The 11,151-nt window shown below is 69.7% G+C and carries 6 protein-coding genes; 4 read left to right on the top strand and 2 right to left on the bottom strand.

Annotated features, from left to right (window positions below):
* Nucleotides 1-152 precede the first annotated feature (152 nt).
* On the bottom strand, nt 153-488 hold the full coding sequence (locus ACFWF3_RS09485; protein WP_378989320.1) for a hypothetical protein: 336 nt from the start codon (nt 486-488) through the stop codon (nt 153-155).
* Between the two features lie 122 nt (nt 489-610).
* Here ACFWF3_RS09485 and ACFWF3_RS09490 point away from each other — a divergent pair, with 122 nt between their 5' ends.
* From ACFWF3_RS09490 to ACFWF3_RS09505, 4 genes are all read left to right on the top strand, one after another.
* On the top strand, nt 611-3,406 hold the full coding sequence (locus ACFWF3_RS09490) for an ATP-binding protein (RefSeq protein WP_379313232.1): 2,796 nt from the start codon (nt 611-613) through the stop codon (nt 3,404-3,406).
* A 117-nt stretch (nt 3,407-3,523) separates the two neighbouring features.
* A complete protein-coding gene (locus ACFWF3_RS09495) occupies nt 3,524-5,320 on the top strand; it encodes an HSP90 family protein (RefSeq protein ID WP_379313233.1) in 1,797 nt (598 codons plus the stop codon).
* Nucleotides 5,320-8,151 (top strand): hypothetical protein, encoded by a 2,832-nt coding sequence (locus ACFWF3_RS09500; protein WP_379313234.1) that lies wholly within the window; start codon nt 5,320-5,322, stop codon nt 8,149-8,151. The genes ACFWF3_RS09495 and ACFWF3_RS09500 overlap by 1 nt, the downstream gene beginning before the upstream one ends.
* A 30-nt stretch (nt 8,152-8,181) precedes the next feature.
* Entirely contained in the window at nt 8,182-9,888 is a 1,707-nt protein-coding gene (locus ACFWF3_RS09505) for a protein kinase (protein ID WP_379313235.1), read from the top strand.
* A gap of 317 nt (nt 9,889-10,205) precedes the next feature.
* Here ACFWF3_RS09505 and ACFWF3_RS09510 read toward each other — a convergent pair whose 3' ends face one another.
* Complete coding sequence (locus tag ACFWF3_RS09510) at nt 10,206-10,823, bottom strand: TetR/AcrR family transcriptional regulator (RefSeq protein ID WP_379313236.1); 618 nt, start codon at nt 10,821-10,823, stop codon at nt 10,206-10,208.
* Nucleotides 10,824-11,151 lie beyond the last annotated feature (328 nt).

Raw genomic sequence — 11,151 nt, forward strand, 5'->3', positions numbered from 1 at the left:
CGTTTTGGGCCCCCCGCTCCGGGTATTGGCCGTGGCCGAGGTGTCGGGCCGGGGTGCCGGGGGGGGGGGGGTACCCGCCGACCGCAGCACGGCTTGCACGGCGAGGCCGACACACCGGCCGACCGGCATCCGGCTGCCCAGCATGATCAGATTCATGACTCGTCCGCCCTGGCGTAGATGGCAGCTCGGTCGCGGTGGGTGAGCACCGGGCAGATCTCCACCCGGTCGGGGCCGGGCAGCAGGGCGGGGTCCTCCCCCGGCAGCAGTTCGGTGGCCAGGATCGCCTCGCGCACCGCGTGCAGGGCGTCCTCGGTCTCGGCGATGCCGATCACCATGCCGGAGCCGTCGGCGCGCCGCAGTTCGTAGAAGTCGAGCAGCCCAGGCACTCCCGCGACGGCGGGCTCGATGCGGTTGGCGTTGGCGAAGTCGACGGCGGCGAGTTCGGTCGCCGTGCGTGGCTGGTCGAACCAGATGACGTGTGCGTACATGATTTCATCTCCTGAACTGGGGGAATCGGATAGATCAAGCGTCGCGCCGAACGGCATCGCGCGGATCAGTGCCGGTACGTATTCGCAGTACTGAACTCGCGCCCGCGCGAGATACTGGGGCGGTGCAGACTCCGGCCGTCGGACGGCATGAGGAGATCGCCCGCCTGCGCGCCGCGGTGGTGGCCGCAGCCTCGGGTGCGGGCCGATTCGTGCTGGTCAGCGGCACAGCGGGGATCGGCAAATCGTGGTTGGCCGAGCAGGTCGGCTCGCTGGCCGCCGAGGCGGGATTGCGGGTTGCCCGCGGCAGCGCCCTCGACGACGCGGGGATGCCGCCGCTGTGGCCGTGGCGCCGGGCCGCGCGCGAGCTCCCCGAACTGGCCGCTGCCCTCGACACCGTCACCGAACCCGGTGGCGGGCCCGCCGCCCAGCGCTTCCGGATGTTCACCGAGGTCGCCGATGTCCTCGTCGCGGCCGCCGCGCCGTCGGGTTTGCTGCTGGTGCTCGAGGATCTGCACTGGTCCGATCCCACGTCGCTGGCGCTGCTCACCCACGTGGCGACCGAAACGCCGCGCACCAAGGTGCTCATCGTCGGCACCGCTCGCGAACCGATGGGTGAAACCCTGCTCGCCGACCAGCCCGCCTGGCTGCGTCTACCCCACTTCCAATCCCTGTCCGTACCAGGTCTTTCCGAACACGAGGTCCGCTACTGGCTCGAACAGCGCGGCCTCACCCCGGATCTCGCGCACCGCGTGCACGAACGCACCGGCGGCACTCCCCTGCTGGTCCGCCTGGTCATCGATGCCGACATGGGCGCCGGCGACGACCCGCTCCTGTCGGTCCCCGGAATCCGCCGCCTGATCCTCGCCCAGCTCGACCGTATCGACCCCACCCACCTCGAGGTTCTCGGTGCCGCGAGCGTGCTCGGTGAACGTATCGATACCGAATTGCTGGCGCAGGTCTACGGATCGGTGCTGCCGTCGGAGCCCGTTCCGGTCTCCGATCCGGTGGCGAAGGCGCTCGATGCGGCAACCGCGGCCGGTATCGTCCGTCGTTTCGCCGACGACACCACGGGTTTCACGCACGCTTTGGTGCGCGACGCCGTGTACGCCGACCTCGCCCCTTCGCGGCGAGCGGCCTGTCACCGCGCGGCCGCCGAGGTGCTGAGTGGGCGAGGTGGTCCGGATTCGGCGGTGGCAGGGGCGATCGCGACCCACTGGCGGCAGGCGAGCGGCTGTTCGGACTCCTCGTCCGGTCGCCATTGGTCCCGTCGGGCCGCACGATCGGCCCGCGCGAGTGCCGCCTACGCCGAGGCGATCCGATTCGGGCAGTGGGCCATCGATGCCGCGGGCGGCACCGCCTCCGATGCCGAGCGCGCCGAGCTGCTGATCGAGCTGGCGCGCGACGAGTTCGCCGCCGGTTGGGTGGCCACCAGCCTCGACCACTGCGTCGAGGCGGGCGCGTCGGCCGAACGAGCAGACCGCCCCGACCTGCTCGCGGAAGCCGGCTTGGTGGTGCAGGGCGTCACCACCCCGACCGTGATGACGCAACTGGATGCCCTCTGCGGCAAGGCATTACGCCTGCTCGAAACCGACAAGCATCCCGACCTCGTCGCCCGCATCCTCGCCCAGCGTGCCCTGTCGGCCGCCGACCGCGGCGCGGGTGCGCAGGCCAGGGAACTCTCCGACCAGGCCATGCGCGCCGCCGAACGGTCCACCGATCCCGACGTCGTCCTCGATGCGATCCACGCCCGCCATCTCTCGCTTGCGGCCGTGGACTTCCTGGCGGAGCGAACGGTGCTCGCGGCGAGGGCAATCGAGATCGCGGCCGACGCCGAGCAGCCGCTGGCACAACTCTGGGGATACGTGTGGACAGCTGACGCATCCCTGCAACGTGGCGACCTGCCTGCCTTCGACAACGCCCTCGACCACATCGAACTCCTCGCCGACCGCCGCCGCCTCCCGATCGCCCGCTGGCACCTGTTGCGCCTGCGGGCCACCCGCGCGGCCCTGGTCGGCGACTTCCCCGCCGCGCTGGCATCCGACTCCGCCGCCCACGAACTGGCGGTCGGCATCGGCGACTACTCCCTCGCCGGCCTGCACCATGCATTCCGTGGCATGTACGCCGTGATCGTCGGTCACATCGACCGCGACGAGCTCACCGCGGCGCTGGCTTCGCTGGCCTTCGCCCCGAAGATCACGATCGCCCAGCTGTTCGCCCCGATGCTGCACGCTATGGCAGGCGATCTCGAGGAGGCGAAGGCCCTGTTCGCGCCGTTCCGTCTGCTGCCCGACACCCTCGAGATCGGCCCGCGCTGGTCCGGCACGGTGTATTCGGTGGGCATCGTGGCCGAATTCCTGGACGACGCCGAGACGGCCGATCGCGTCTTCCGGGCCTTGCGGGGCCGCGAACACCACTACGCCGCCGACGGCACGGGCGCGCTCATCTGTGTGGGTTCGATCGCGCGTATCCGCGCCGACAACGCCCGCGTCGCAGGCCATCTCGACGCCGCCGTCGGCCTCTACCAGCAGGGCCTGACGATGGACGCCGCGATCGGGGCGCGCCCCTTCGTCGCCCTCGGCCACCTCGGCCTGGCCCGCACCCTCTTCGCCCGCGGCGACCTCCCCGCCGCCCGCGAAGCCGCCGACCGGGCCGCCGCCGCCTTCCGCCGCCTCGACATGCCACACCGTCTGCGCGCGGCCGACACCCTGCTCGCCGACATCACCACGGCCACCCGCACCGCCGACCCACTGACCCGCCGCGAACGCGAAGTGCACGGCCTCGTCGCCACCGGCCTCACCAATCGGGAAATCGCGACCCACCTGGTCCTTTCCGAGCGCACGGTGGAAACCCACGTCCGCAACATCCTCGCCAAACTCGCCGTCACCAACCGCACCGAGCTCACCCGCGGTCCCCACTGACCGAACCCCGGCCGCTGCGTTCTCGGCGGAGTCGAGCGCGAAGAACTGCGCCGCCAGCCACCGCAGATCCAGTTACAGTGACCCAGCGGATGGTCAGCGTTTTGGGAGGGAACCCCGGTGGAGCAGGTATTCCAGGTCGACTTGCGGGGCATCGTCGACCTGCTCAGCCATCACTTGTACGGCAGCCCACGGGTCTACGTCCGCGAGTTGCTGCAGAACGCGGTCGACGCCATCACCGCCCGCCACGCCCTCGACCCACAGGCTCGCGCGCAGGTCAGGATCGAGACGCCCGCCGGCACCGGGGACGGCACCATCCGTGTCCATGACAGCGGTGTCGGCCTGACCGAGGCCGAGGTGCACACCTTCCTCGCCACGATCGGCCGCAGCGGCAAGCGCGACGACCTCGGCTTCGCCCGGCACGAGTTCCTCGGCCAGTTCGGTATCGGCCTGCTGTCGTGCTTCCTGGTCGCGGACGAGGCCGAGGTTCTCACCCGGTCCGCGCGCGGCGGCCCGACCGTGCGCTGGACCGGTTTCGCCGACGGCCGCTACCGCGTCGAGCCTGCCGCGCGGGAACGCGACGAACCCGGCACCACCGTGATCCTCGCGCCGCGCCGCGGCGCCGAGCAGTGGCTCACTCCGACGACTGTCGTCGAGCTGGCGCGGCTGTTCGGTAGCCTGCTGCCGTTCGAGGTCACCGTCGACGGTGAGCCGATCACCGAGCCCGAAGTCCCGTGGCGCGCAACCCATCCCACTCCTTCGGACCGCACGAACGCGCTCGCCGCGTACGCCGAGGACACCTTCGGCTTCACCCCGTTCGCCACCTTCGATCTCGCGTGCGCCGAATCCGGCGTCAGCGGTGTGGCTTTCGTGCTCCCGCAGCCGGTCAACCCGGCGGCGAAGGCCGGACACCGTGTGTATCTGAAGCGAATGCTGTTGGCGGAGAGCGTCACCGGTCTGCTGCCCGAATGGGCCTTCTTCGTCCGCTGCGTGGTCGACACCACCGAGCTGCGCCCCACCGCGAGCCGCGAAGCCCTCTACGAGGACGACCTGCTGGAGAGCACGAGGGAAGCGCTCGGCGGCCGGATCAGGGACTGGCTGGTGGAACTGTCCACCTCCGATCCGTCCGCGCTGCACCGTTTCCTGCGTATTCACGATCTCGGCGTGAAGGCCCTCGCCCTGCACGACGACGACATGTTGCGCCTGGTCGACCGCTGGTTGCCGGTGGAGACCAACGCGGGCCAGATCCCGCTCGCCGAATTCCGCCGCCGCTTCGGCGAGGTCCGCTACACCCCGTCGGTAGAGGAGTTCCGGCAGCTGGCCGCGGTGGCGAGTGCCGCGGGCATCGGCCTGGTGAACGGCGGCTACTCCTATATCACCGACATTCTCGAGCGCTTGCCCGCGATCGATCCCGAGATCCGGGTGCGCCGTTTGGATCCCGCCGAACTGGCCACCCATTTCGACCTCGTCGATCCGGCGACCGAGCTGGCGCTTCGGCCCTTCCTGACCACCGCCCAGCGCGTGCTCGACCGCCTCGAATGTGAAGTGGTACTGCGCACTTTCGATCCGCCGTCGCTGGCCGCGCTGTATCTGCTCGACCGCGATGCCCAGCATCGCGCCGAACTGCGCGCCACCCGCGAGGTCGCCGACGAACTGTGGGCCGATGTTCTCGGTGCTTTCGATACCGACCAGGCGGGCGACCGTCCGCAGCTCGTGCTCAACTACCGGAATCCGCTGGTACGCCGCATCACCGGGCTCGCCGATGCCCGTTTGGTCACCACGGCGGTCGAGGCGCTCTACAGTCAGGCGCTGCTGCTGGGCCAGCATCCGATGCGGCCGGTCGACACCGCGCTGCTGAACAAATCATTCGTCGGGTTGCTCGACTGGGCGGTTCACGATCCCCGGGGTGAGCTCTGATGTCCGACGCCAATACTCCCGACGACCTGCAACGGCTGCTGTTCCAGGCCTACGACATGCCCTACGGTGACGCCAAAGACGCACTGCTGGAACAGGTGCTGCGGCACGCGGAGGCGGGCGCGCACATCGAGCTCGCGTTCCACGTTCGCATGGCGATGGTCGACGCGTACGGCCACGGGATGAGCCCGGCCAAATTGTTCGTCCCGTTCGCCCGCTGCCTGGCCGAATACGATCGCGACCCCGGCGCCCATGAGTCGTGGGTGGCGCCGTCGCTGCGGTGGAAGTTCAAGACCGCGGTGGGCGCGATGACGAAATTCCCCGAGGTACCGATGGATCGGGCGCTGGCCGCCCTCGATCAGATGGAACGCCGCTATCGGGTCGAGGGTCAGAGCCTGAACGCGGTGTACGGCCGTAGGCATCGGGTGGCGGTCCACATCGGCGACCTCGACGCGGCCGCCGAGTGGTACGAAAGGTGGTGCACCACACCGCGTGACGAGAACTCCGATTGTGAAGGCTGCGACCCCACCAACCGGGTCGCCTGGCTGGCGAGCCAGGGCCGCGACATCGAAGCCGTCGAGCTGGCCGCTCCGGTCCTCGCCGGCGAACTCGGCTGTTCCGAGCAACCGCAGCTCATTCTGACCGAACTGCTGCTGCCCTACCTGCGCACCGGCCAGCTCGACGAGGCGCGCAGCGCGCACCGCCGCTCCTACCGTCTGCTGCGCACCAAGCCGCAGGACCTCGCCGCGATCGGCGACCACCTCGAGTTCTGCGCGCTGTCGGGCAATCAGGTGCGCGGCTTGGAACTGCTCGACCGCCATTTCTCCTGGCTCGATCGCGCGCCGAGCCCGAAGGACGCGCTAGCCTTCCTGACCTGCGCGGCGCTGCTCCTGCGCACCCTCGTCGATGCGGGCAACGGTGATACGTTGCTCTGCCGCCCGGCCGCCGCCGATCGTCCCGCCGCCGAATTGACCGCGCGCGCAATGCACGTGGAGCTCACCGACGAGGCACTGGCCATCGCCGCTCGCTTCGATCACCGCAACGGGACCGATCACCAGACGGCATCGGTCCACCAGAAGCTGGCGAGCCGCCCGATCGTCGACTACCTGCCGCTGTCCGCGGCCGCCGCGCACCGGGTGCCGGTCGAGCGGGGTCCGGCGGCTGCGGCGGTCGAGATCCCCGAGCTCACCACCCTCGAACTGATCGAACGCGCGGAACAGGCGACCACGCAGCACGCCCCCGCCGAAATACGGGCCCTGGCGCAGCGGTTGGCGGCCGAGCCGGAGCCGGGCGATCCGAGTCTGGCCGGGCGACGCGCCTCCGTGCTGGCCGGCGCAGCCTTGCAGACGACCGATCACGATCACGCCGAATCACTGTTACGCCGGGCGGCAGCGTATTTCGCCGCGACCGGCGAGCAAGATCGCCGTCAATCCGACCTGGGTCGGCTCGGCCTGCTCCTCAGTAGGCACGGCGACGTGGCGGAAGCTGTCGGGCTGCTGCGGGATTCCCTGTCACACCTGGCGAATTCGCCGGAACCGCAGACGAGAGCGGCTGCGACACTGAGGCTTTCCGGCGGCATGTTCGCACTGTTCGATCGCGGCGAGCTGTCCGAGGAGGACGCCGCCGAGCTACCCGCGTTGCTCGACCGGGCCGCGGCCGACGCCGCCGAGGCGGGCGAGGACATCCTGCTCAGCAATGTCGCCCGGCACCGAATGTATTTGCACCAGAACAACACTGAACTCGCCGACGCGGTCGCGGCTGGACAGGAAGCCGTCGCGGCGTATCGCCGGGCCGGTCAGGCGTGGCGGGTCGCCGATGTGGCCCAGTACCTTTCCGGAATTCACCTCGACGCGGGCGATTCGGTCGCGGCGCTGGAAATGATCGATGAGGCGGTTCGGCTGGTCGACGCCGACCTCCCCGACAGCGTGCGCCTCATCGTGCACGCCCGGCGCGGTGCCCTGCTCATCCACCTGAACAGGCACGAGGAGGCAGTCAGCGAGCTGTTGACCGCCATCGCGATCGGTATCGCGGCGGGTAGTCCGCAGGTGCCGTACGTGCAATGGGATCTGGCTGTCGCCTACCGCGCCGTCGGCCAGTTGTTCGACGCCGCCGACCAGGCCGAAGAGGCGATCGCCGGGCTGGAGCGCGCCGGGGCCCTCGAGCAGGCCAGGACCTGCCGCTTCCTGCTGGTCGATCTGCATCGCCGGCTGGACGAGGACGAACCGGCACTCACCGTCCTCGACGAGATCATCGAATTCGACCGCGCCACCGGCAATCTCGGCGGCGAATCCCATGCCCTCGTCGAGACCGCCGATCTGCTCGACGTGCTCGATCGCGATGCCGAGGCCGCCGAGCGCTACGTGCTGGCCGCCGAGGTCGCCGAGAGATTCGGTGATCCGGTGCGCGTCGCCTACTGCCGCTACAGCGCCGCGCTGTCGCTGCACTGGACCGGCGACTACGCCGCCGCGATCACGGCCATCGCGGCCTCCGACGAAGCGATCGCGAAGTTTGCCACCGCCCACCCGGAGACCGAACTGCTCATCTGGCACACGGCCCGGCACAACCACAACGCCGCCCGGATCCTGCGTCGCGCGCAACGCCCCGACGACGCCCTCCCGCGCGCAGACGCCGCCGCCGCGGGTTTCCGCGCCATCGACGCAGGCGACCAGGCCACCCGTTCCGACTACGAGCGCGCCGTACTCCTGATCGAGCTGAACCGCCCCACCGAAGCCGAGAAGATCCTCACCGAGGCCGTCGCGGAATTGGCCGACGACCACGCGGCCAAGCCGATGCTGTCGGAACTGCTGGCCGACACCCGAGCCCAGCTCGCCTGAAGCGCACCTGATCCGAAGGAACCACCCGCGATGCAACCGCTCGACCCGAACGATCCTCGGCGGATCGGCGACTACCGACTGCTGGGCGTGCTGGGTGCCGGGGGTATGGGCAAGGTGTATCTGGGCCGGAACCCGGGTGGGCGCACGGTCGCCGTGAAGGTGATCCGCCCGGATCTGATCGATGCGGAGTTCCGTGCGAGGTTCCGTCGTGAGGTCGCGGCGGCTCAGCGCGTCGGCGGCGCCTACACCGCGCCGGTGCTCGACGCCGATGTCGATGCACGGGCGCCGTGGCTGGCCACCGGCTATGTCGCCGGGATCTCGCTGACCGACGCGGTCAACCGGTTCGGGCCGTTCGCCGAGCCCACGCTGCCGGCGTTGGCACACGGGCTCGCCGAAGCGCTCGTGGCGGTGCACGCGGCAGGCATCGTGCACCGCGACCTGAAGCCGTCGAACGTGATGCTCGCGATCGACGGCCCCAAGGTGATCGATTTCGGCATTGCCAGGGTGATCGCGGATTCCGCCCTCACCACCACCGGAAAGTTTCTCGGCTCACCGGGTTTCATGTGTCCCGAGCAGGTGAGCGGCGAAACCCTCAGTCCGGCCTGCGATGTCTTCGCCCTCGGCGGCGTCCTCACCTTCGCCGCCGCGGGTCACGGCCCCTTCGGTACGGCCGAAGTGATGCAGATGCTCTGGCGCATCGTGTACGAGGAACCCCGTCTCGAGGCTCTTCCTTCCGCCCTGCGACCGCTCGTCTCGTCCTGTTTGGCCAAAGACCCCGCTGCCAGACCGACCCCGGAACAAGTCCTTTCGGAACTGGCCCACCTCGGCACTGCCGAACGAACCGATTGGCTGCCGCCACAAGTAGTCGCGCACATCAGTACCAGCGCCGTCCGGCTACTCGACCTGGATTTCGATCCTGCCGACCGATCCGGCGCATCGCCTCTCGATGCCGCCGCGACTTCCGCACCAGGCTGGTCGACAGGCACTTCGGTACCGAACCTGCCGGCCGCGAACCCCGCACAGGTCTCTCCGACCGGCTCCTCGAGACCGCACGGACCGACCGTCACCAGCGGATCGCCGCCGACTCCCTATGGAGAGCCCGGCGAATTCACCCCGCCGCCCTTTGTGGTCGCGCACAATTCCGCCGACACGTTCACCGGTCGCCCGCCGCCCGCGCCGGCACGTGCCACCGCGTCGCGACGAACCCGGACTCTGTTGATCGCCGCGTCCGCGACGGTGGCGGTGGCGGTCGCGGGTGGCGCCTATCTGATCGGGACCCAACTGAATGCCGGGTCCACCGGCGGCACCGGATCGAGCACCACCGCCGCCTCGACCTCCGTCGCTTCGAGCTCGACCGAGACCGCACCCAGCTCGACCGCCACCGGATCGGGCACGGACTCCGTCCCGGCCGAGTTCGTCGGCACCTGGAAGGGCCGTGCCGCCGACGGCCCGGTCCAGTTCGACATCGAACTCACCATCGCCGCCGGTGCGGTCGGTCAGGAACTCGCGACCTCGGCCAACACCGGCGCCCTCTCCCGCGACCGCTGCGGCCGCGCGGAAACCCTCACCGAGGCCACCGCGCACCGCCTCACCTTCCGGGCCAGGCTCACCGCCGGTAGCGGATGCCTCGACGAGGGCGCTACCTCGACGGTCACTCTGCAACCCGACGGCTCGCTGGCCTATCGAACCCCTGGTGTCCTCGGCGGCACCATCGCCGGCACCCTGCGGAAGGGCTGACAATGCGCTCCGACCGAACTGGAACAGGTTGCTACCGGATAGCCCGCGATGCCCTCGGCGCAGGTGCACCCGGTCGTTCGTCCAGTAGCAAACCTCTACGTGAAACGCGGTGTCGCGCCGCTGACGGGCAGCGCTGTCAATCCATACCCGCAGGTAGCGTCGGTCTCGCAAACTCTGCCGTTGCGATCTGGGTCACTAATATGTCAAACTCTCGCCCACACTGTGAAGCCAGTCGGTCTCACAATGTCTGGAAAGGGAGTCGATTGAGCGGGCGGCAGGTGAGCAAGGTTGCCACCGTCCCGAAGGCTGCCTTGATGTCAGTCGAACGTGACCAGTGCCAGAGCGGCGCCGGTGAGCAGATCGACCAGCTCGTCGACGGGCGGACGCGACTCGCGCAGCAACCATTCGTGCGCCACGCCGGTGACCGCGCCGGTGATCAGCGCGGTGGTCAGCTCGGCGTCACCGCGCAGGCGCACCCCCACCCGCTCCAGCGCGCCCGCGATCAGTGCCGACCAGGCGTGCCTGCGGGTCCGGCGATGGGTCTCCATCCGGTCGCTCACCCCGACCACCTCGATCACCGCCACCTGCGCGCGATACGGGTCGGAGCCGAGCGACTCCAGGTACGCGCCGAAACCGGCCCGCAACGCGAGCTTCGGATCGGTGGAACCGAGCGCGACCAGCGCGGCGCCCACCGCGGCCGCCGCGTCGTCCTGGATCCGGTCGTAGGCCGCTACCAGCACGTCTTCGCGGGTCTCGAACTCTTCGTAGAACTGCCGCTTGGACAGCCCGGCCGCCGCGCACACCTCGGCGAGCGAGCACGTGGCGTACCCGCGTTCCGCGAAAATTCGCGTCGCTGCTTCCAGGAATCGCAGTCGTCGTTCGGCTTTTCGCGCGACGACCGTACGACCCCCATACCGCCTGTCCGCTGTAGTCACCTCTCCAAAGTATCTGAAACCCGGGATAACACTGACCTTTCCGGGTCGCTTCATCTATCCACCGAACAAAGGACGGCCGACCAGTGCTGAGCACCCGAGCATCGCGGACCGCATTGTCCGCCCTCGTACTAGCGGCGGGTGCGGCACTCGTGGCACCCACGCCCACGATGGCTGCCCCGCAGTCCGCCGCGACGCAGCCGAGCGTCCCCGCCATCGCCGAGAACGTCCCCTCCGGGACACTCGCGGCGCTGGCTCCGACGATCGTAGGCGCGATTTCGGCCCCCGGCCCCATCGCCGACGGCGGACAGGCCGCGATCCTGGCCCAGGC

This window comes from Nocardia sp. NPDC060220, assembly GCF_042727815.1.
Lineage (GTDB): Bacteria > Actinomycetota > Actinomycetes > Mycobacteriales > Mycobacteriaceae > Nocardia.

Coding starts and splice junctions, on each gene's coding strand:
- ACFWF3_RS09505 (WP_379313235.1), top strand. CDS start 8,182: ATGCAACCGCTCGACCCGAACGATCCTCGGCGGATCGGCGACTACCGA.
- ACFWF3_RS09500 (WP_379313234.1), top strand. CDS start 5,320: ATGTCCGACGCCAATACTCCCGACGACCTGCAACGGCTGCTGTTCCAG.
- ACFWF3_RS09485 (WP_378989320.1), bottom strand. CDS start 488: ATGTACGCACACGTCATCTGGTTCGACCAGCCACGCACGGCGACCGAA.